General features: G+C 70.9%; 16 protein-coding genes. 11 read left to right on the top strand and 5 right to left on the bottom strand.

What is annotated here, in order from left to right:
- The first annotated feature begins 74 nt into the window (after positions 1-74).
- The 4 genes from OG718_RS18790 to OG718_RS18775 all read left to right on the top strand — a co-directional run bounded on the left by OG718_RS18790 (position 75) and on the right by OG718_RS18775 (position 4,963).
- Positions 75-686 carry a hypothetical protein gene (locus tag OG718_RS18790; RefSeq protein WP_143640577.1) on the top strand — a complete coding sequence of 204 codons (612 nt, stop codon included), beginning with the start codon at positions 75-77 and terminating at the stop codon, positions 684-686.
- A 175-nt stretch (positions 687-861) separates the two neighbouring features.
- The gene (locus OG718_RS18785) at positions 862-1,023 is read left to right on the top strand and encodes a hypothetical protein (protein ID WP_328844647.1); all 162 of its coding nucleotides are present in this window, start codon (positions 862-864) and stop codon (positions 1,021-1,023) included.
- A 527-nt stretch (positions 1,024-1,550) separates the two neighbouring features.
- Positions 1,551-4,601 (top strand): helix-turn-helix transcriptional regulator, encoded by a 3,051-nt coding sequence (locus OG718_RS18780; RefSeq protein ID WP_328844646.1) that lies wholly within the window; start codon positions 1,551-1,553, stop codon positions 4,599-4,601.
- 104 nt (positions 4,602-4,705) lie between these two features.
- Entirely contained in the window at positions 4,706-4,963 is a 258-nt protein-coding gene (locus OG718_RS18775) for a DUF6191 domain-containing protein (RefSeq protein ID WP_328844645.1), read from the top strand.
- A 19-nt stretch (positions 4,964-4,982) separates the two neighbouring features.
- On the opposite strand, the gene OG718_RS18770 is transcribed toward OG718_RS18775, so the two are convergent.
- Together OG718_RS18770 and OG718_RS18765 are read right to left on the bottom strand one after the other, a co-directional pair.
- Complete coding sequence (locus tag OG718_RS18770; RefSeq protein WP_373466369.1) at positions 4,983-6,125, bottom strand: PQQ-dependent sugar dehydrogenase; 1,143 nt, start codon at positions 6,123-6,125, stop codon at positions 4,983-4,985.
- A gap of 281 nt (positions 6,126-6,406) precedes the next feature.
- Positions 6,407-7,414, bottom strand: coding sequence for an aldo/keto reductase (locus tag OG718_RS18765; RefSeq protein ID WP_306937750.1), 1,008 nt, complete (start codon positions 7,412-7,414; stop codon positions 6,407-6,409).
- A 75-nt stretch (positions 7,415-7,489) separates the two neighbouring features.
- On the opposite strand from OG718_RS18765, the gene OG718_RS18760 reads away from it, so the two are divergent.
- The 7 genes from OG718_RS18760 (at position 7,490) to OG718_RS18730 (ending at position 18,578) form a co-directional block, all read left to right on the top strand.
- Positions 7,490-8,431, top strand: coding sequence for a 2-hydroxyacid dehydrogenase (locus OG718_RS18760; protein ID WP_143640583.1), 942 nt, complete (start codon positions 7,490-7,492; stop codon positions 8,429-8,431).
- A 393-nt stretch (positions 8,432-8,824) separates the two neighbouring features.
- Positions 8,825-11,785, top strand: a complete 2,961-nt coding sequence (locus OG718_RS18755; RefSeq protein WP_328844644.1) for a putative bifunctional diguanylate cyclase/phosphodiesterase — start codon at positions 8,825-8,827, stop codon at positions 11,783-11,785.
- A 239-nt stretch (positions 11,786-12,024) separates the two neighbouring features.
- The gene (locus tag OG718_RS18750) at positions 12,025-13,881 is read left to right on the top strand and encodes an acetolactate synthase large subunit (RefSeq protein ID WP_143640585.1); all 1,857 of its coding nucleotides are present in this window, start codon (positions 12,025-12,027) and stop codon (positions 13,879-13,881) included.
- A gap of 25 nt (positions 13,882-13,906) precedes the next feature.
- Complete coding sequence (ilvN, locus tag OG718_RS18745; protein ID WP_055615062.1) at positions 13,907-14,434, top strand: acetolactate synthase small subunit; 528 nt, start codon at positions 13,907-13,909, stop codon at positions 14,432-14,434.
- A gap of 118 nt (positions 14,435-14,552) precedes the next feature.
- The gene (gene ilvC / locus OG718_RS18740; protein ID WP_306937747.1) at positions 14,553-15,551 is read left to right on the top strand and encodes a ketol-acid reductoisomerase; all 999 of its coding nucleotides are present in this window, start codon (positions 14,553-14,555) and stop codon (positions 15,549-15,551) included.
- 322 nt (positions 15,552-15,873) lie between these two features.
- Complete coding sequence (gene serA / locus OG718_RS18735; RefSeq protein WP_143640587.1) at positions 15,874-17,463, top strand: phosphoglycerate dehydrogenase; 1,590 nt, start codon at positions 15,874-15,876, stop codon at positions 17,461-17,463.
- Positions 17,464-17,927: 464 nt separating this feature from the next.
- On the top strand, positions 17,928-18,578 hold the full coding sequence (locus OG718_RS18730) for a TetR/AcrR family transcriptional regulator (protein WP_328844643.1): 651 nt from the start codon (positions 17,928-17,930) through the stop codon (positions 18,576-18,578).
- Here OG718_RS18730 and OG718_RS18725 read toward each other — a convergent pair.
- The 3 genes from OG718_RS18725 to OG718_RS18715 are packed head-to-tail and all read right to left on the bottom strand — an operon-like array spanning position 18,556 to position 22,093.
- Positions 18,556-19,245 carry an ABC transporter ATP-binding protein gene (locus OG718_RS18725; RefSeq protein WP_328844642.1) on the bottom strand — a complete coding sequence of 230 codons (690 nt, stop codon included), beginning with the start codon at positions 19,243-19,245 and terminating at the stop codon, positions 18,556-18,558. The genes OG718_RS18730 and OG718_RS18725 overlap by 23 nt on opposite strands.
- Positions 19,242-20,285 (bottom strand): ABC transporter ATP-binding protein, encoded by a 1,044-nt coding sequence (locus OG718_RS18720; protein WP_328844641.1) that lies wholly within the window; start codon positions 20,283-20,285, stop codon positions 19,242-19,244. Before OG718_RS18720 ends, OG718_RS18725 begins: the two co-directional genes overlap by 4 nt.
- Entirely contained in the window at positions 20,282-22,093 is a 1,812-nt protein-coding gene (locus OG718_RS18715; RefSeq protein WP_328844640.1) for an ABC transporter permease subunit, read from the bottom strand. The genes OG718_RS18720 and OG718_RS18715 overlap by 4 nt, the downstream gene beginning before the upstream one ends.

The following is a 22,093-nucleotide window of genomic DNA, read 5'->3' as shown; positions in this document are numbered from 1 at the left end:
CGAAAAGCCGCCCGGCGCGTGAGGATCTTGGGATCTTTAAGAAATTCTCAGACAGCGTCCGTACGGTGCGGAGCATGGGAACCAAGACAGAGGACGAAGCCGGAGCCAAGACCGGCACCGAGGCACAGCGCGACGAGGAGGCCGTGAAGCTCAGCAAGAGCGACGAGACGGCCGCGATCGGAGAGGTCGAGGAGGCCGAGGCCGCCGAGGCGGCTGACGACCGGGCCGACTCCGAGGTCCTCGGAGAGGACGAGGACGACGAGGCCCTGGTCGCGGCCGAGCGCGGTTCAGGCGTGGGCCTGGGTGCCGCCGCCGTCGTATCCGCCGGACTGGGCGTGGTCTCGCTGACCGGCAGCTGGGTCGGCACCATCGCGCAGGCGCGCGACTCGCTGTACGGCCAGCTGGAGACCGCGCAGGGCGCCGGTGTGGCCGAGCAGATCAAGCAGGTGTACGCCGACTCGTGGAACGCCAACGCGCTGGTCGCCGGGTTCTTCGCGCTGACCGCGCTGATCGTCGGCGTCGTGGTGCTGGCCCGGCCCGCGTTCGGCAACCCCGACCGGATCCCGGCCCAGGCCCCGTGGGTCAAGTCGGTCGCCTGGGCGGGTGTCGCGCTCGGCGTCGTCGGCCTGCTGCTGGCCGCGCTCAAGTACTCCGACATCCTGCTCGGCATGCCGTCCACGAGCTGAGGAACCGCACGTCTGAGGGGCCTTAGTCCCGCCGTAGGCCACTTACGGCGGGACTAAGGCCCTTCGTGCGCTCAAGATGCGGAACTCTCCCGATGTGGCGCACCCCCCTTGGAGACGAAGGTTGAGGCATCGCAACAGAGCGAAGCCGGAAACAACACTTCACGAGGGGTACGAGATGTTCGAGTACGAGCTCCAGCAGATCCGCACCGCGGAGATGATCCGCGAGGCCGACAACTACCGACTGGTCCGCGAGGCCGCGCGATCCGGCCGCGACGACAGTGAGGGGCGGGTGCATAGCCGGCGCCACCGCACGCCCCGGTCCGCACGCGTCGCGTGAGCGCCGGGGCGGGGGAGGGCGGCCGTACGGGGGTCGGCCGCCCTCAGCGGGACGGGGCCACAGTGACCGCCCTCCCGGTCGTGAGCACGCCCCCCGGGACCTCGGGCCCGTCCGCCACCGCGGACGGGCCCGAGGTCTTGAGCGGGGCTGCGACTGCGGGCAGGTCCGAGGCCGTGGGCGGGCCCGAGGTTGTGGGGAGGGCCGGAGCGGTGGGTGGGTCCGAGGTCGCGGGCAGGTCCCAGGCCGTGGGTGAGCCTGCGGCTGTGGGCGGGCCTGAGGCCGTGGGCACGTCCGAGGTCGTGCGTGAGCCTGAGGTCGTGGGCGGGTCCGAGACCTTGGGCACGCTCGGAGCGGCGGGTGAGCCCGAGGCCGTGAGCAGGCTCGTAGCCGTGGGCAGGTCCGAGGCTGTGAGCAGGCCCGAGGTCGTCGGGGGGTTCGTGGAAGTGCGCAGGTCCGAGGGCCCGGGGAGGGCCGGAGGTGTGGGCAGGACCGGGATAACCAGTGCCGTTGTGTCAGAACCCTGTGCGATGCTCGGCGCTGTGGAGACCAGGTCCGTCAGTCCGGTCTTCGTCGGCAGGGCCGACGAGCTGGGCGTGCTGAACGACGCGCTCGCCCGCGCCGCCGCGGGCGAGCCGCAGGCGTTGCTGCTCGGCGGTGAGGCCGGTGTCGGAAAGACCCGGCTCCTTGAGGAGTTCGCCAACGCGGCCTGTCGCGAGGGGGCCGTCGTGGCGCTCGGCGGCTGCGTCGAGATCGGCGCCGACGGCCTGCCCTTCGCGCCCTTCTCCACCGCGCTGCGCGCCCTGCGCCGCCACCTGCCCGACGAACTGGCCGCCGCGGCCGCGGGGCAGGAGGAGGAACTGGCCCGGCTGCTGCCCGAGTTGGGCGACACCTCACGCGGGCGGCACGACGAGGACGGCATGGCCCGTCTCTTCGAACTCACCGTCCGGCTGCTGGAGCGCGTCGCCTCCGACCGCCCGGTCGTCGTCCTCCTGGAGGACCTGCACTGGGCCGACGCCTCGACCCGCCACCTCCTCGCCTATCTCTTCCGCACGCTCCGCAGCGGCCGCCTCCTCGTCGTCGCCACCTACCGCGCCGACGACATCCACCGCCGCCATCCGCTGCGCCCCCTGCTCGCCGAACTCGACCGGCTGCGCACCGTCCGCCGTATCGAACTCGGCCGTTTCAGCCGCGCCGAGGTCGGCCGCCAGATCGCCGGAATCATCGCCTCCGAACCCGATCAGACCCGGGTCGACGAGATCTTCACGCGCTCCGACGGGAACGCGTTCTTCGTCGAGGAGCTGGCCGTGGCCGCCCACGACGGCTGCCGCACCGGCCTCACCGACTCCCTGCGCGATCTGCTCCTCGTCCGCGTCGAGAGCCTGCCCGAAGGATCCCAGCGGGTCGCCCGGATCGTCGCCGAGGGCGGCTCCACCGTGGAGTACCGGCTGCTCGCCGCCGTGGCACGGCTCTCCGAGGACGACCTCATCGAGGCGCTGCGGGCCGCCGTCGGCGCCAACATCCTGCTCGCGACATCCGACGGGGACGGCTACCGCTTCCGCCACTCCCTGGTGCGCGAGGCCGTCGGCGACGACCTGCTGCCCGGCGAGCGCTCCCGCCTCAACCGCCGGTACGCGGAAGCGCTGGAGGCCGATCCCACGCTCGTCCCGGCCGACGAGCGAGCCGCCCGTCTGGCCAGCCACTGGTACCACGCGCACGACGCGGCCAAGGCCCTGCCGGCCGTCCTCGACGCCTCCGTCGCGGCCCGCCGCCGGCACGCCTACTCGGAGCAACTACGGCTCCTGGAGCGGGCGATGGAGCTCTGGGACACGGCCCCCGACTCCGTACGCGCCGACCTGCGGCCCGTCGACTACACCGAGGTCTACCCCCCGTGCGGCTGCGACCCGGCCACCACACCGCTGCGTTACCTCGACCTGATGGCCGAGGCCGCCGTCGCGGGCCGGTTCGGCGGGGAGCGCGAGCGCGCCCTCAAGATCACCAAGCGGGCCCTGCACCTCCTGGGGGACGACGGCGATCCGCTGCGCGCGGCCTGGTTCTGGATCCAGCGCTCCCGTCTCGTCGAGGCGGTGGCCCGCGGCGACGGGTGGAAGGAACTCGCCACGGCCCAGGAGCTGGTGCGAGGGCTGCCGCCGTCCGAGGTGCACGCCGACGTCCTCGCCAATGTCGCCAACTGGTCGATGATGCACAGGCCGGGACCGGCAGCCCTCCAGGCCGCCGAGCGCGCCGTGGAGTACGCCCGGATGGTGGGCGCCCGCGACATCGAACTGAACGCGCGGCTCACTCTTGGCGGCCTCCTCGTCGAGTCGGGCGACATCGAGGCGGGGCTCGCCGAGGTGCACGAGGTCAAGGAGCGGGCCGGGGAGATCGGCGCCGCCTATGTGGTGGGCCGCGCCCATGTGAACCTCCCCTCCCACCTGGAAGGCATCGGCCGCTCCCAGGACGCCGTCCGGATCCTTGAGGAAGGGGTCCAACTGGCCCGCAGACTCGGTCTGTTGGACACCGAGGCCTGGGTGTGGGGCAATCTCGCCGAGTCCCTCTTCTCCCTGGGCCGCTGGGACGAGGCGGGTGCGGCCGGGTTCAACTCGGACCGCGTCGGCCAGAGCGCCAAGCCCCGCGGCTTCCGCACCACCCTCCACGCCCACCTCGCGCGCGCCAGGGGTGACCTGCCCGAGGCCGGCCGCCAACTGGCCGCCGCACGGGAGCACTTCGGCACCCACGACACCGTGCCCCAGCACGCGCTGCCGCTGACCACCCTCGCGATCGGCATAGCCGCCGCCGAGGGCCGCCTCCTCGACGCCCGTGCCGAACTGGACGATGCCCTGAGCACCGGCTTCCCGCCGGGCACCCAGCGCTACGCCTGGCCCCTGCTGCTCACCGCCGCGACCGCGGAGGCCGACGCCCGCGGACTGCCCGTCGCCGAACAGGGCCGCCCCGACGTCCTGGAGCGCCTGCGCAAGGCAGCCAAGTCCCTCGCCACGAACGTGCCCGTCTGGCAGGCCTACGAGCACTGGGTGCGGGCCGAACTGCTGCGCGCCGAGGGCCGGGACACACCGGACGAGTGGTCCGAGGCGGTCACCGCCTTCGAGCCCCTTGAGCGCCCGTACGACCTCGCGCGGGTGCGGCACCGGCTCGCGGAGTCCCTGCTCGCCTCCGGAGGCGGCGAGGAGGAGCGGGACCGCGCCACGGAACTGCTGCGGCTGGCCCGCGCCGTGGCCGACCACCTCGGCGCCCGCCCGCTCGCCGATGACGTCGCCCTGCTCGCCCAGCGCGCCCGTCTCACCCTCGCCCGCGCTCCCGAGCGGTCCGCCCCCGCTCCCGCCGACCCGGTCGAGGCACTCGGTCTGACCAGCCGCGAGCGCGACGTCCTCCGACTGGTCGCCGCCGGTCGCAGCAACCGCCAGATCGCCGAGGAGCTCTTCATCTCCCCGAAGACGGCCAGCGTCCACGTCTCCAACATCCTCGGCAAGCTCAACGTCTCCGGCCGCGGCGAGGCGGCCGCGCTCGCACACCGGATGCGGCTGTTCCCGCCCCACCCGGCCGGCGCCCGGACGGCCGGGTGAGATCCACGCGGACAGGGGTACGCAGACGGATCCACCCAGTGGGATCCACTCCGTGAGGTCTACGCTGTAAGAGACCCAGGGTCGAGGGAGGCACCGTGTTCAACATGATCGAGGAGCTTTTCGCACCAGGCCGCAAGCACACCGACGAGGAACGCAAGCGGCTGGAACTGACCCGCGTGGACCTGAACGACGGGGACCCCGGACGAGGCCCGATAGACCTTGCCTCCGGCAAGGTGATCGTCCGCCTGCCGACGCAGCCCGAGCCCGAGGCTGAGGCCGATTCGGACCCGGTCCCCACTCCGGACCAGGCCCGGGCCACAGTTCCGGATCCGGCCCCCACTCCCGAGGAAGCTCCCGAATAGACGCCCTGCTTCGGGTGCCCTACGTGACCTCCAGTTCCAGAATCTTGTCGTCCCCCGACCCCGGGGTCCCCCTGCCGTCCGTCTCGCTCGTCACCAGCCACAGCTTGTTGCCGCCCGCCGAGACCACCGTGCGCAGGCGGCCGTAGTCGTCCTCCAGGAAGGACTGGGGGTCCGCCGACTCCTTCGTGCCGTTGAGCGGGATGCGCCACAGCCGCTTGCCGCGCAGCCCCGCCATCCAGATGGAGCCCTCCGCGTAGGCGATGCCGCTGGGGGAGGCCTCGTCGGTGCTCCACTGGTCGATCGGGTTGTGGTACTTGGAGTCGTCGGACTGGCCCTCCGCCTCCGGCCAGCCGTAGTTGTCGCCCGGCTTGATGTGGTTCAGCTCGTCCCACGTGTCCTGGCCGAACTCCGAGGCGAACAGGCGCTGCTTGGAGTCCCAGGCGAGGCCCTGCACATTGCGGTGGCCGTACGAGTAGACCGGCGAGTTGAACGGGTTGCCCGGGGCCGGCTCGCCCTCCGGGGTCAGACGGAGGATCTTGCCGCCGGTGGACTTCTTGTCCTGGGCCAGTTCGGTGACGTAGGTCTCGCCCGTGCCCACGTACAGCATCTTGTCCGGGCCGAAGGCGATCCGGCCGCCGTTGTGGTTGGTGCCCTTCGGGATGCCCCTGAACACCGTGTCGGGCGCTCCCAACTGCTCACCGGACGGCTTCTTCGCGTCGTACAGCATGCGCACGATGCGGTTGTCCGAGTCCGAGGTGAAGTACGCGTAGACCATGTGGTCCGACGCGTACGAAGGGGAGAGGGCCAGGCCCATCAGGCCGCCCTCGCCGGCGGGGGCGACTCCGGGCACGGAACCCAGCTCGGTCTTCCTGCCCGTCTTCTCGTCGACCCGGGTGATCGTGCCCTCGTCCCGCGAGGACACCAGGAGGCCGCCCTCGGGCAGCGGTGCCAGGCCCCAGGGGCTCTTCAGACCCTCGGTGACGGTCCGCAGGACCTTCACGGAGCCCTTGGCGGGCGGGGTCTCCTCGGCAGCCTGCCCGGAGGCCGGGGCCGAGGCGCCGGGCTCCGAACTGCTCGGAGACGTGCTCCCGCCGCCGCCCGACTCCTCCCCGTCCCCCGAGGAGCACCCGGCCGTCACCAGGAGCGTGGCCGCGGCCAACATGGCCGTCACAGCTCGACGTTGCACGATCAGGATCCCTTCGACGCGGCAGGTTCTACTTTTCATACACCGCGAGTGCTCCGCAGGTTCCCACTTGGACGGATCAAGCTGTCTTCTCGGCCGGAGGTCCGGGGGTCGTCCCCCGGGAAACGCAGTCGCCGCTCGCGCCTCACGGGTTCCCGATCACCGAACCCCGAAGCACCGAACCCCGAAGCACCGAACCCCGAAGCACCGAACCACGAAGCGCCGAACCTCGAAACGCCGGGCACCGTGAACCATACGGCTCAGTCCCAGGATCCCCGTGCCGAAGGCAGCCCCGCCACCTCCGCGAGATCCTCCGTGGTCAGACGCAGCCCGGCCGCCCCCGCGTTCTCCGCGGCCCAGCACTCCCGCTTGGTCCCCGGCACCGGCACCACGTGCCGCCCTCGCGCGAGCACCCACGCGAGCGCCACCTGCGCGGGAGTGACGTCCGCTCCCTGCGCCGAGTGCCGGGCGGCTATGCGCCGCAGACCGGCGACGATCGGCTGGTTCGCGGCCATCATCTCGGCGGTGAAGCGGGGGTGCCGGGCCCGTACGTCGTCGGGTTCGAAGCCCTCGCCGGGTGTGAGCGTCCCGGTCAGGAAGCCGTTGCCGAGCGGCATCGCCGCCAGGAAGCCGATGCCGCGCGCCTCGCACCACGGCAGCAGACCCTCCAGCGCCTCCGGCGACCACACGGACAGCTCGGCCTCCACCGTGCTCACCGGGAAGACCTGCTGCACCCGCTCCAGCTGGCGGATCGTTCCGTCGTGCAGCCGGGCTCCCGAACGGCGGTGGGAACGCGCGCCCACAGCGCACAGCCCGAGCGCCCGCACCTTGCCGGCCGAGACGAGCTCCGCCATCGCGCCCCATGTCTCCTCGACGGGTATCTCCGGGTCCGCGCGGTGCAGCTGGTACAGGTCGATGACGTCCGTCTGGAGGCGTCGCAGGGAGGCGTCGCACGCCCGCTTCACATAGCCGGGGCGGCCATTGGCCACGATGTGCTGTTCGCCCACCAGGAGGCCGACCTTGGTCGACACGAAGGCCTCGGAACGCCGCTCCTTCAGTGCCCGTCCCACCAGCAGCTCGTTGGTGAACGGTCCGTACATGTCGGCGGTGTCCAGGAGCGTCGCACCCCGGTCGAGGGCCGCGTGCACGGTCCGCAGCGACTCGTCGCCCCGCTGCCGCGAACCCGAGTACGCCCAGCTCATCGGCATGCACCCGAGGCCGACAGCCCCCACCTCGAGCGCCGCCGCCCCGATCGTCCTGCGCTCCACCTGGCCGTGCCCTCCCTTTCCTGGCACCCCAAACTAACCTCTGCGTCCCCAGGCGCTTCGCATAGCCTCCTGACCATGACGTACGAAGTGTGGCTTCCCTTTCACGCAGACGACCTCGACGGCCTCCCCGACGGCCCCAACTACCGCTACTGGAACGGTGAGCAGGAGTTTCCCGCCGATCCCGCCGACTGCGCCTTCTATGTCGTGCCCTACATGAAGGGCAGCGACATCTCGGTGCGACCCCTGGCCGAAATGACGTCCGTCCAGGTCGTGCAGACCCTGTCCGCCGGTATCGACCACGTACAGCCGGGCCTGCAACTGCTCCCCGAGGGCGTGCAGTTGTGCAACGCGCGCGGGGTGCACGACGCGAGCACCGCCGAACTCACCCTCACTCTGATCCTCTCCTCGCTGCGAGGCATCCCCGACTTCGTCCGTGGGCAGGACAGCGAGGAGTGGCGGTCCGGATTCCGTCCCGCTCTCGCCGACAAGTCCGTACTGATCGTCGGCTACGGAGCGGTCGGTTCGGCCATCGAGGACCGGCTCGTTCCCTTCGAACTCGCGCGGGTGGCGCGCGTCGCGCGCTCCGCACGCGAGACGGCGCGCGGCCCAGTGCATCCGATCACCGCCTTGCCCGAACTTCTCCCGGAGGCCGATGTGGTGGTGCTCATCACGCCCCTCACCGAGCAGACGAAGGGCCTGGCAGGGGCCGACTTCCTGGCCCGGATGAAGGACGGCGCCCTGCTCGTGAACGTCGCGCGCGGCGGAGTCGTCGACACCAAGGCGCTCCTCGCCGAGCTGGAGAGCGGCCGGATCATGGCCGCCCTGGATGTCACCGATCCCGAACCGCTGCCCCCGGGGCACCCCTTGTGGCATGCGCCGGGCGTCCTCATCAGCCCCCACGTGGGAGGCCCGACCTCCGCGTTCTTCCCGCGTGCCAAGCGGCTCCTGGGCGACCAGTTGAACCGTTTCGTGAACCGGGAGCCGCTGCGGAACGTGGTCCTTACGACGGGCTCCTAGTCCTCCTCCACCCTCGGCCGCGCCCCGACGGGCACCCTCCGCAGTTCCCCGAATGCGGTCCGTGCCCGTATTCCCGCTGGTCGTCACGGAGCGTAGAGAGACTATGTCCCTGAGTGACGAGACTGGTGTATCGTCCCGACAGGGGCTGCGCCGCGCACGTTCGGCGCCGGGGATCGACAGACAGCAAGAGCGAGGGGGGCGACGGGCGATGCATGGTCTATGGACCAATGATCCGACGCGGCGGGGCCGCCGACGGCGACCCTGGCGCGTACCGACGCACAGACGCGGTCACAGCGGTCATCACCACCGAAGGCCCGGCGGTCGCAGGAGGCACGCACATCCGGCACGCCGGGACCAGAGGGACTCGGGGGCGGCACGGACCGGAGAGACACAGTGAGCTCCCCGGCGGTTCTGCCGGCCCGTCGTCCGGTCGCCGGGGGCGGAGCGGGTCTCGTACCGCAGCTCGTGCTGGCCCTCGTGTGCGCGGGATACGCCGTCGGTTCCGCGCTCGGCTGGGGCTCACCGCGACTCGCCCTGATCATGGGCGACTTCGGGCTCAGCGCGGCGGCCGCCACCGCGGCCGTCTCCTGCTTCCTCTGCGCCCGCACCCGTCGCAGCCGCTTTCGACCCGCATGGCTGCTCTTCGCGCTCTCCTCCGCCATGGCGGCGGCGGGCAACCTCGTCTGGGGCTGGTACGAGGTCGTACTGGACGCCCCGGTGCCCAGCCCGAGCTACGCCGACCTGTTCTTCCTGTGCTTCGCGCCACCGGCCATCGTGGGACTGCTCGTCCTCGCCAAACGGCCGGTGAGCAAGGCCGGCTGGGTCTGTCTGGCCCTGGACGCCTGGCTGATCGGCGGCTCGCTGCTCACGCTCTCCTGGAGCCTCGCGCTCGCCCAGGCGGCGAAGGCGGAGGGTCCGAGCGTCCCGCACACCGCGCTGTCGCTCGCGTACCCGCTGCTGGACATCGCCCTGGTGAGCATGGTGCTCGCACTGCACTTCAGGCGCTCGGCGGTGAACCGCTCGGCGGTGAACACCGCGATCGGCGCCCTGGCCCTGACGGTCATGTGCGACGCCCTGTTCACCTCGCCCCTGATGCACAACGACTACCGCTCCGGGCAACTGCTCGACGCGGGCTGGTTCGCCGGATCACTACTACTCGCATACGCCCCCTGGGTGGGGCAACGACACGGACACACGGAAGAAGAGGGGCACACGCGCGTGGTGTACGGCTACGTGCCCGGGCCCCGGCAGGGACAACCGGCACACGTGCCCCTCCAGGAAGGAGGTCACAGTCGGTATCCGGCCAGCCGGCCCATCAGCAGTTCACTGGCGGCACTCACTCCCTACCTGGCCGCCGCCGTCTGCACACTGGGCATTCTCTACAACGTGCTCAACGGCCGCAGCGTCGACCGCGTGGTGCTCGTCACCGGCGGCACGGTCGTGCTCGCCCTCGTCGTGCGCCAGGGCATCATGCTCGTCGACAACATCACCCTCACCCAGGAGCTGGCCCAGCAGGAGAACCACTTCCGCTCCCTGGTGCAGGGCTCCAGCGACGTCATCATGATCGCCGCTCCGAACGGCATCCTCCGGTACGTCAGCCCGGCCGCGGCCGGGGTCTACGGACAGCCCGCCGAAGAACTGGTCGGCTCCGAACTCGCCACACTGATCCACCCGGAGGACCTGGGCTGTGTGGTGCACGAGGTGCGCCGCTTCCTCGCCGCCAGCCCCGCCGAGGAACCCACCACCCGCATCGAGTGCCGCTTCAGGTCCGGCGGCGGGGGAGGCTGGCTCAATGTCGAGTCGACCGTCAACCGCCACCACGGCGGCCTCATCTTCAACAGCCGTGACGTGACCGAGCGGGTCCGCCTCCAGGCCCAGTTGCAGCACAACGCCGAGCACGACCCGCTCACCGACCTGCCCAACCGCGCCCTGTTCACCAAGCGCGTCGGACAGGCGCTTTCCGGCCGTCGGTCCTCCGACCGCGGCACCGCGGTCCTCTTCATCGACCTCGACGGCTTCAAGGCCGTCAACGACACCATCGGGCACCAGGCCGGCGACGAACTGCTCGTCCAGGCCGCCCGCAGACTCCAGGACGCCGTCCGGCAGAGCGACACCGCCTCCCGCCTGGGCGGCGACGAGTTCGCGGCCCTGATCGTCGGCGACGGCGGCCGCGACCGCACCGCGCGCGAGCACCAGATCTTCGAACTCGCCGACCGGCTGCGCGTGACCCTCTCGCAGCCGTACACCATCGACGGCAACGATGTCCGCGTCGCCGCCTCCATCGGTGTCGCCTTCTCCGAACCCGGCCTCGGCGCGGGCGAGCTGCTGCGCAACGCCGACCTCGCGATGTACCGCGCGAAGGCCGCGGGCAAGGGCCGCGTCGAGCTGTACGCGCCACAGATGCAGCAGGACGTCGTACGGAAGGCCCAGCTGGCCACCCGGCTGCGGGCCGCCCTGCACGACGGCGAGTTCGCGCTGCTGCACCAGCCGGTGGTGTCCCTCGACACCGGCCGGATCACGGCGGTCGCGGCCCAGGCACGCTGGCGTTCGGCCCAGGGCGTGCTGTTCACCCCCGCCGAGTTCCTGCGCGTCGCCGAGGACAGCGACCGCACCGCCGAGCTGGGCCGCTGGATGCTGGAGGAGGCCGTCGAGCAGGCCGCCGAGCGTGCCGCCACGGGGCTCGCCGTGCCCGTCGCCGTCCGGATGACCGCCCGCCGGCTCCTCGACCGGTCCATGCCCCTGGGTTCCGTAGAGGCCCTGCTGACCCGGCACGGCCTGCCGTCCGGTGCCCTCATCATCGAACTGGCCGAAACCGATCCCAAGATCTCCCTCGACGAGCTGGAGCGCCGCCTCAACGCACTCAGGCGGCTGGGCGTCCGGATCGCCCTGGACGGCTTCGGCAACGGCTACGCCACGATCACCGCACTGCGCCGCCTCCCCGTCGACATACTGAAACTGGATCGCGGTCTGGTGGAAGGTGTCGTCGAGTCCGCCCGGCTCCACAAGATCACCAGTGGGCTGCTGCGTATCGCGAACGACCTGGGCCTGCAGACCGTGGCCGCCGGCGTGGACCTGCCCGAGCAGGTGATCGCCCTGCGCTCGATGGGCTGCACACACGGACAGGGCAACGCGTTCTCCGGACCGCTGGACGAGTACCGACTGCGCCGCGCGCTCGCGGCCGGCGCCTACCCCGTGCCCCACGGCCCCGTCGAACCGATCTTCGTGGGAGGCGGCAGCAGCGGTGTCTACGCAGGTGGGAGCACGAGCGCGTACGTGGCCGGAGTGTCCTCGGCCTCGTACGGAACCGGTACGGCCCTCCGCTCACATGATGAGACTCCCGTCCCACCCACTTGACACGCACTGCGTGCCGGGGGGAGGGTCTGTGCCATGCGCACCCGAATTCTCGTACTTGGAAAGCGCGTCGGCTGAGCTGGGAAGCACCGGATCGATGACCCGGAACTCCCAGCGACCGCACCCGGCGCGCTCCCCTCGCTTGCCTCACGGCACGAGGGGTTTTTTGTTGCACAGGTGCCTGTCGAGCAGCAACTGAACACCGCACAAACCTCGCAAAAACCCTCAGCATCGAGAAGAGAATGCCGATGACCGAGCAGGCCACCGGGGCCCACCACCCGCAGCCGCGGCCCCGTTCCGGAGGACAGCAGTCCGCCCCCGAGCAGGTGACGGGAGCGCAGTCCCTCATCCGTTCTCTCGAGGAGGTCGGGGCCGAGACGGTATTCGGCATTCCCGGCGGTGCGATCCTTCCGGCCTACGACCCGCTGATGGACTCCCGGCGGGTGCGCCACGTGCTCGTCCGCCACGAGCAGGGCGCGGGCCACGCGGCCACCGGTTACGCGCAGGCCACCGGCAAGGTCGGCGTCTGCATGGCGACCAGCGGCCCGGGCGCCACCAACCTGGTGACCCCGATCGCCGACGCGCACATGGACTCGGTGCCGCTCGTGGCGATCACCGGCCAGGTCGCGTCCAAGGCGATCGGTACGGACGCCTTCCAGGAGGCGGACATCGTCGGCATCACGATGCCGATCACCAAGCACAACTTCCTCGTCACCAAGGCGGAGGACATCCCGCGGACGATCGCGGAGGCCTTCCACATCGCCTCCACCGGCCGCCCGGGTCCTGTCCTGGTCGACATCGCCAAGGACGCCCTCCAGGCGCGCACCACCTTCCAGTGGCCGCCCGCCCAGGACCTGCCCGGCTACCGACCGGTGACCAAGCCGCACGCCAAGCAGATCCGCGAGGCCGCCCGGCTGATCACCCAGGCCAGGCGGCCCGTCCTGTACGTCGGCGGCGGAGTCCTCAAGGCCGGTGCCACCGCCGAGCTGAAGGTCCTCGCAGAACTCACCGGAGCGCCCGTCACCACCACACTGATGGCGCTCGGCGCATTCCCCGACAGTCACGAGCTGCACGTGGGAATGCCGGGCATGCACGGTGCGGTCACCGCCGTCACCGCGCTGCAGAAGGCCGACCTGATCGTCGCCCTCGGAGCCCGCTTCGACGACCGCGTCACCGGCAAGCTGGACAGCTTCGCCCCGTACGCCAAGATCGTCCACGCCGACATCGACCCGGCCGAGATCGGCAAGAACCGCGCCGCCGACGTGCCGATCGTCGGAGACGCCCGCGAGGTCCTGGCCGACCTGGTGCAGGCGGTGCAGAAGGAGCACAGCGAGGGTCACCGGGGCGACTACACCGCCTGGTGGAAGGACCTCAACCGCTGGCGCGAGACGTACCCCCTGGGCTACGACCAGCCGGACAACGGCTCGCTCTCGCCCCAGCAGGTCATCGAGCGCGTCGGACAGCTCGCCCCGGAGGGCACGATCTTCGCGGCGGGCGTCGGCCAGCACCAGATGTGGGCCGCGCACTACATCCAGTACGAGAAGCCCGCGACCTGGCTGAACTCGGGCGGCGCCGGGACGATGGGGTACGCGGTCCCGGCCGCGATGGGTGCCAAGGCCGGCGCCCCGGACCGTACGGTCTGGGCGATCGACGGCGACGGCTGCTTCCAGATGACCAATCAGGAGCTCACCACCTGCGCCCTGAACAACATCCCGATCAAGGTCGCCATCATCAACAACGGCGCCCTCGGGATGGTCCGCCAGTGGCAGACCCTCTTCTACAACCAGCGGTACTCCAACACCGTGCTGCACTCCGGCCCCGAGGCGGACGGCAAGCAGCCGAGTGCCGGCACCCGCGTCCCCGACTTCGTGAAGCTGTCGGAGGCCATGGGCTGCTACGCGATCCGCTGCGAGTCGCCGGACGACCTCGACAAGTGCATCGAAGAGGCGAACTCGATCAACGACCGTCCCGTCGTGATCGACTTCATCGTGCACGAGGACGCCATGGTGTGGCCGATGGTCGCCGCCGGCACCTCCAACGACGAGGTCATGTTCGCCCGGGACGTCCGCCCCGACTTCGGCGACAACGAAGACGACTGAGAGCCGTAGGTAAAGGAAGCAGATCATGTCCAAGCACACGCTCTCCGTCCTGGTGGAGAACAAGCCCGGTGTCCTCGCCCGGATCACGGCCCTGTTCTCCCGCCGCGGGTTCAACATCGACTCGCTCGCCGTCGGCGTCACCGAGCACCCCGACATCTCCCGCATCACGATCGTGGTGAACGTGATTGAGGAACTCCCCCTCGAACAGGTCACCAAGCAGCTCAACAAGCTCGTCAACGTGCTGAAGATCGTCGAACTGGAGCCGGGTTCCGCGGTTCAGCGCGAACTCGTTCTGGTGAAGGTGCGCGCCGACAACGAGACGCGCTCCCAGATCGTCGAGATCGTCCAGCTGTTCCGCGCCAAGACCGTGGACGTCTCCCCGGAGGCCGTCACCATCGAGGCCACCGGCGGCAGCGAGAAGCTGGAGGCCATGCTCAAGATGCTGGAGCCGTTCGGCATCAAGGAGCTCGTCCAGTCCGGCACGATCGCCATCGGCCGCGGCGCCCGGTCGATCACCGACCGTTCGCTGCGCGCCCTCGACCGGTCCGCGTAGGGCTCCTGCGGCGCGTACGCGAAGTCGTACGCGCCCGTATTCCGAGACCCCGAAACCTCCCTTCCCCCTCCCGCCGTACGGTGGGACGCAACACCCAGCACACATAGGAGAGAACCCAGTGGCCGAGCTGTTCTACGACGACGACGCCGACCTGTCCATCATCCAGGGCCGCAAGGTCGCGGTCATCGGCTACGGCAGCCAGGGCCACGCCCACGCGCTGTCGCTCCGTGACTCGGGTGTCGACGTCCGGGTCGGTCTGCACGAGGGCTCCAAGTCCAAGGCGAAGGCCGAGGAGCAGGGCCTGCGCGTGGTGACCCCGTCGGAGGCGGCCGCCGAGGCCGACGTCATCATGATCCTCGTCCCGGACCCGATCCAGGCCCAGGTGTACGAGGAGTCCATCAAGGACAACCTCAACGACGGCGACGCGCTGTTCTTCGGGCACGGCCTGAACATCCGCTTCGGCTTCATCAAGCCGCCGGCCGGCATCGACGTCTGCATGGTCGCCCCGAAGGGCCCGGGCCACCTGGTCCGCCGCCAGTACGAGGAGGGCCGCGGCGTTCCGTGTATCGCGGCCGTCGAGCAGGACGCGACCGGCAGTGGCTTCCCGCTGGCGCTCTCGTACGCCAAGGGCATCGGTGGCACGCGTGCGGGCGTCATCAAGACGACCTTCACCGAGGAGACCGAGACCGACCTGTTCGGTGAGCAGGCCGTTCTCTGCGGTGGTACGGCCGCGCTGGTCAAGGCCGGTTTCGAGACGCTGACCGAGGCCGGCTACCAGCCGGAGATCGCGTACTTCGAGTGCCTCCACGAGCTGAAGCTGATCGTGGACCTCATGTACGAGGGCGGCCTGGAGAAGATGCGCTGGTCGGTCTCCGAGACCGCCGAGTGGGGCGACTACATCACCGGTCCCCGCATCATCACGGACGCCACCAAGGCCGAGATGAAGAAGGTCCTGGGCGAGATCCAGGACGGCACGTTCGCCCAGCAGTGGATGGACGAGTACCACGGTGGTCTGAAGAAGTACAACGAGTACAAGCAGCAGGATGCCGAGTCCCTCCTGGAGACGACCGGCAAGGAGCTGCGCAAGCTCATGTCGTGGGTCAACGACGACGAGTGACTCCGTCGGTTCGGCCGTGGTGTCGGGGTTGCCCGGCGCCACGGTCTTACCGCCTGCCTCGGGCAACGCCTCGGGGCTCCGCCCCGGACCCCGCTCCTCAAACTCCCCCACTGCCTTAAGGGCGTGGGGGGACCCCCAGGGGCTGGATTATCCACGTGCGGGTGATCCTTCTGCGGAGGCGTAAGAACAGCACCGCGCCGCCACTAGACTGCTCCACTAAATACGCGTCGGGCCCACAGCGTCGTGCGTCTTCCACGCGGCAACCCCTCCACCGCATGCGGCCGTCGGGACGGCCGTCCGCATTGGACCTGTGAGGACTCACGTGAGCTCGAAACCTGTCGTACTCATCGCTGAAGAGCTGTCGCCCGCGACCGTCGACGCCCTGGGCCCGGACTTCGAGATCCGGCACGCGAACGGCGCGGACCGCGCCGAACTGCTGCCCGCCATCGCCGACGTCGACGCGATCCTGATCCGTTCCGCGACGAAGGTCGATGCCGAGGCCATCGCCGCCGCGAGCAAGCTGAAGGTCGTCGCACGAGCCGGCGTCGGCCTGGACAACGTCGACGTCTCCGCCGCCACCAAGGCCGGCGTGATGGTCGTCAACGCCCCCACCTCGAACATCGTGACCGCCGCCGAGCTGGCCTGTGGTCTGCTCCTGGCCTCCGCGCGTCACATCCCGCAGGCCAACACCGCGCTCAAGAACGGTGAGTGGAAGCGCTCCAAGTACACCGGCGTCGAGCTCGCGGAGAAGACCCTCGGTGTCGTGGGTCTGGGCCGCATCGGCGCGCTCGTCGCCCAGCGCATGTCGGCCTTCGGCATGAAGGTCGTCGCCTACGACCCGTACGTACAGCCCGCGCGGGCCGCGCAGATGGGCGTCAAGGTCCTGTCGCTGGACGAGCTGCTCGAGGTCTCCGACTTCATCACCGTGCACCTGCCCAAGACGCCCGAGACCGTCGGTCTCATCGGCGACGAGGCGCTGCACAAGGTCAAGCCGTCGGTGCGGATCGTCAACGCCGCGCGTGGCGGGATCGTCGACGAGGCCGCGCTGTACTCCGCGCTCAAGGAGGGCCGCGTCGCCGGCGCCGGCCTCGACGTGTACGCGAAGGAGCCCTGCACGGACTCCCCGCTCTTCGAGCTCGACGAGGTCGTCTGCACCCCGCACCTCGGTGCCTCCACGGACGAGGCGCAGGAGAAGGCCGGTATCTCCGTCGCCCGCTCGGTGCGCCTCGCGCTCGCCGGTGAGCTGGTCCCGGACGCGGTGAACGTCCAGGGCGGCGTCATCGCCGAGGACGTCAAGCCGGGTCTGCCGCTCGCCGAGAAGCTCGGCCGCATCTTCACCGCCCTCGCGGGCGAGGTCGCGGTCCGTCTCGACGTCGAGGTGTACGGCGAGATCACCCAGCACGACGTCAAGGTTCTCGAACTCTCCGCGCTCAAGGGCGTGTTCGAGGACGTCGTCGACGAGACCGTGTCGTACGTGAACGCTCCGCTGTTCGCGCAGGAGCGCGGTGTCGAGGTGCGGCTGACCACGAGCTCGGAGTCCTCGGACCACCGGAACGTGGTGACCGTGCGTGGCACCCTCGGCGACGGCCAGGAGGTCTCGGTCTCCGGCACGCTCGCCGGGCCCAAGCACCACCAGAAGATCGTCGCGGTCGGCGAGTACGACGTGGATCTGGCGCTCGCCGACCACATGGTCGTCCTCAACTACACCGACCGTCCCGGTGTCGTCGGCACCCTCGGCCGGATCCTCGGCGAGGCGGGCATCAACATCGCGGGGATGCAGGTCGCTCGTGCGGACGTGGGTGGCGAGGCGCTTGCCGTGCTGACTGTGGACGACACGGTTCCGCAGAATGTGCTTACTGAGCTGGCCGAGGAGATCGGAGCCACTCAGGCTCGGTCGGTCAACCTGGTCTGAGGCTGCCCGACCCACTGGGGGCTGCCGCCCCCAGGCCCCCGCTTCGGCCTAACGGCCTTGTCCTCAAACGCCGGACGGGCTGAAGGGCTTTCGTCTGCGGGTGCGTCGTGGCTGGTCGCGCAGTTCCCCGCGCCCCTAAAAGGGGCGCGGGGAACTGCGCGTTTCAGCCCCTCCGGCGTTTGAGGAGCGGGGGTTCGGGGGCGGAGCCCCTGAGCAGGGACGGGAATGGGTAAGGGCGGCAGGGGCGGCCCTCTCCGTGTCGTCAGGCGAGGACCTTCTCCGGCTCCGCGCACGCCGATTCGCGTACGCGGACCTGGCGCAGGGTTACTGCCGCCAGTACCGCCGCGCCCAGCAGGAGCAGCGTCATGCGAAGGAATGTACGGGCGTATTAAGCATTTGCCCCATACGTTCGTATTAGACGTCGGTCTGGGACGATTGTCTGTCGCGGAGGTACGCTGAGTCGCATGGGACACCGTGAGGATCTGCTCGAAGGCGCCAAGCGCTGCTTGCTGGAGAAGGGCTTCGTGCGCACGACGGCCCGCGACATCGTCAAGGAGTCGGGGACGAACCTGGCGTCGATCGGCTACCACTACGGTTCGAAGGACGCGCTGCTCGCGGAGGCCTACGTCTCCATCGTCGAGGGGCTGTCCGACGACTTCGACGCGGGCGGGACCGCCACGGCGAGCGCGGAGCCGGGGTCCCTGGAGCGGTTCCAGGAGGTGTGGTCGAACGTCATCGGGACCATGCAGAAGCCCGGTTCGATGTGGCATCTCAGCATGGAGATCGTGGTCATGGGCGACAAGGTGCCCGGGGTGCGCGACCACCTCGCCAAGGCCCAGCGCGAAGGGGCGCGGGGCATCGTCCCGTTGCTGATGGGCGGGCTGGAGGAGGACGTGCCGGACAGGGACGTCGACACGCTGGGCAAGTTCTACATGACCCTGATGATGGGGCTCATCGCGCAGTGGACCTTCGATCCCGAGACCGCGGCCAGTGCGGAGGAACTCACCGAGGGGCTGCGGCAGGTCCTCGCGAAGGCGGGGGCGGGGACGGGGGCCGTGGACCCGGCGGGCGCGGCGGGTTCGGCGGCTGCGGTTACGGTGGAGGGGTCGTCCTGACGATCCTGCCCTGGCGCATCTCCGCGACACGGTCGCAGAAATGGCGTACGAGTGCCATGTCGTGGCAGATGAACAGGTAGCCGAGGCCGAGGCGATCCTGCAGCTCGGCCAGCAGGTTGAGGATGCCCGCGCGCAGGGACGGGTCCAGCGCGGAGACCGGTTCGTCGAGCACCAGGAGCTTCGGCCCGCAGGCCAACGCGCGGGCGATTCCGGCGCGTTGGCACTGACCGCCGGAGAGTTCGTGCGGGCGCCGGTCGCCGAGTGACGGGTCGAGGCCGACCTGCTCCAGCAGCTCGGCCACCCGCTCGGGGCCGGTCGTCCGGTCCCAACTCCCTTGTATGCGCAGGGGTTCCGCGATGGCCTCGCGGATGCGGTGGCGGGGGCCGAGCGATCCGTACGGGTCCTGGAACACGGGCTGCATCGCCGGTCTGAGCGGGCGCAGCTGCTTCTCGTTCAGTGAGGTCAACTCAAGGTCGTCGAACCATACTTCACCGCCGTCCGGGCGGCGCAGCTGCAGTACGGCCATGGCCGTGGACGACTTGCCGCAGCCCGAGGGGCCGATGAGACCGAGGGTTTCGCCGGGGGCGATGTCGAAGGAGACGTGGTCGACGGTGGTACGGGGCCCGTGGCGGACGACCAGGTCCCGTACGTCCAGCAGAGGGTTCACACCGACTCCAGGAACAACTCGGCGGGGTGGTCGGGGAGTTCGCGCCATCGGTGGCAGGCGACGGTTCGGCCGTCGTGGGATTGCGGCTCCGGCTGCTCCGTGTGGCAACGGGGTGCGTCCGCGAGGGGGCAGCGGGGGGCGAAGGCGCAGCCCCGGGGGAGGCTGGCGGGGTTGGGCGGGGTGCCGGGGATTGAGGGGAGCCGGCTTCTCCGGGTCTGTTGTGGCTGGTCGCGCCCACGCGGCGGAGCCGGGTATGTCACAGCCCCGCGCCCCTGAAGGGGCGCCGATGCCAGTAGGCCCGCCGTGTATGGCGCCCGGGGACGGGTGAACACGTCCTCCACCGGGCCCTCCTCGGCCAGGCGGCCCGCGTACATGACCAGTACTCGGTCGGCGTGGTCGCGGACCACGGGGAGGTCGTGGGTCACCAGGACCAGCGTCGTGCCCGTGGCCTCGCTGCGGCGGGTCAGAAGGTCGAGGATCTGGCGTTGGGTCTCCGGGTCCTGGGCCGTCGTCGGTTCGTCGGCGATCACGAGGTCGGGGGAGTGGAGCAACGCCATGGCGATGACGGCCCGTTGGCGCATACCGCCCGAGAACTCGTGCGGGTAGGCCCGCGTCTGCTCCGCGGGGATGCCGACCTCCTCCAGCGCGGCCACCGCCCGGGCCCGCGCCTCCTTGCGGGAGACCCCGTCCACGGACCGTACGGCGGCGGCGAGTTGGTCGGAGACCCGGTGCACGGGGGAGAGCGCCGAGAGCGCGTCCTGCGGAACGAGGGCGAGACGGCGGCCCCAGAGGGCGGCGCGTACGGAACGAGGGGCGCCCACCAGCTCGTACGGACCCATCCGCACGCTGCCCGTCACCGTCGCCTCCTGCGGTGGCATGCCGAGCAGCGTGCGGGCGGTCAGGGACTTGCCCGCGCCCGACTCGCCCACCACGGCGAGGACTTGGCCCTTGCGTACGTCGAAGGAGAGGCCCCGTACGGCTTCGACCGCGCCGAAGGAGACGTTCAAGTCCCGGACGGAGAGGAGGACTTCGGGGTTCAACGGGCTGGCTCCTTGCGGGGGCGGAGGGTGGAGAAGGCGGCACGGGAGAGGGAGAGGGAACGAGAGCGGGGGCCGGAGCGGGGCGGCCCGGCCGTTCTGCCTGGTCCGGCCTCCGCGTACGCCGCCGACGACACCGCGAGGCCCGCCAGCAGGGCCAGGGCGACCGCCGGGGCCAGGGCCGCCCACGGGGCGCGTTCCACGTACGCCCGTGACTCGTCCAGGAGGAGTCCCCACTCCGGTGCGGGCGGCTGGGCGCCGAGGCCGAGGAAGCCGAGGGAGGCCAGGGCCAGGGCGATGCCGGGGAGGCGCAGGAGGGCGTGGCGGGTGACCGGGGCCGCCACCGAGGGCAGGACGTGACGGGTGAGGATCCACAACGGGCTTGCCCCGATGGCCCGTTGGGCCAGCAGGAAGGTCGACGCGCGGACCTCCTGCACCAGTGCCGCCGCGTGCGACGACAGGGCGGGCCAGGAGAGCAGGGCCACGGCGAGCGCGGCACCGCCCGTTCCGGGGCCCACGACGGCCGCGACCAGGATGCCCGCGATCACCGGCGGCAACGCGTTGGCGATGTCCGAGGCGCCGGACGCCACGGCCGGCAGGAAACCGAGGACGAGCGCGAGGACGAGGCCCGCCAGACAGACCGCGGTCGCCGTGCCGATCGTCGACGCCGCGCCGTGCCCGAGCCGCGCCAGCACGTCACGGCCGAGCCCGTCGGTGCCGAGGGGATAAGCCCAGGAGGGCGCCTGGAGGCGGGCGCTCGTGTCCACCGTGTACGGGTCGCGCAGCAGCCCCCAGCCGACGCAGGTCAGCAGTGTGACCCCGAGCGTCAGAGGGACGGCCGGGTGCGCGCGGACCGGGCGGGCCGCGGGCAGCGTCAGCCCCGCGTCGCGCAGGGCGGGGCCCAGCAGCCGGCGCCGTACGACGGCCGCCGCCGCGCCCGTGACGAGACCGAGGGCGAGCAGCGCGAGAACCGACCCCTGAAGCAGCGGCAGGTCCTGCGACTTGGCCGCTCCCAGCGCCGTACGCCCGATGCCCGGTACCGCGAACACCGTCTCGACGGCGACCGCCCCGCCGGTCAGTCCGACGGCGACCATTCCGAACTGCGGTACCAGGGGCGGCAGTACGCGACGCAGGGCGGCGGCCGAGATGCGTGTCCTGATGACCCCGGCGCCCCGCCACAGCTCCACCCAGCGCTCGTCGAGCACGGGCGGCAGCGCGTCCGCGACCAGCCGGCCGAGCAGTCCGCCGGCGGGAACGCCGAGTGCGACGGCGGGCAGCACCATGTACTGCGGGCCCTGCCAGCCGGAGGTCGGCAGGACGCCCAGCCACACCCCGCACACCAGCAACGCGACCGTGGCCAGCAGGAATTCGGGCAGTGCGGCGAGCATGGCGGCGAACGCGCCGGCCGAGCCCCGGCCCCGTACGAGAACGGGAGCGACGATCGCGCAGGTGACCAGGAGCGCGACCCCGAGCGCCGCGCCCATCAGCGCGAGCGACACCTGGAGTCCGGAGACGACCGACGGCAGGACGTCGGTGCCCGACACCCAGGACGTGCCGAGGTCGCCGCGCGGCAGGCGGGAGAGCCAACTCCCCAGCAGGGAAAGGGGACCCGCGTCCAGGCCGAGGTCGGAGCGGATCGCGGCCAGGGCTTCCGGCGTGCCCTCCTGTTCGGCCGAGCGGGCGCGCAGGACGGTGAGGGCCGGGTCGCGGCCGGAGAGCCAGGGGAGCAGTCCGACGGCGGCGAGAACCGCGGCGAGGCAGCCGAGCCGCGTGAGCGAGGCCCGGCGGCCAGGAGCGAACAGGCGTGCCAT

Origin of the sequence: Streptomyces sp. NBC_00258 (genome assembly GCF_036182465.1) — a bacterium.
In the GTDB taxonomy this organism is placed as follows: domain Bacteria; phylum Actinomycetota; class Actinomycetes; order Streptomycetales; family Streptomycetaceae; genus Streptomyces.
Note: the sequence above shows the minus strand (reverse complement) of the source record. Positions and strands in the feature narration are given on the sequence as shown.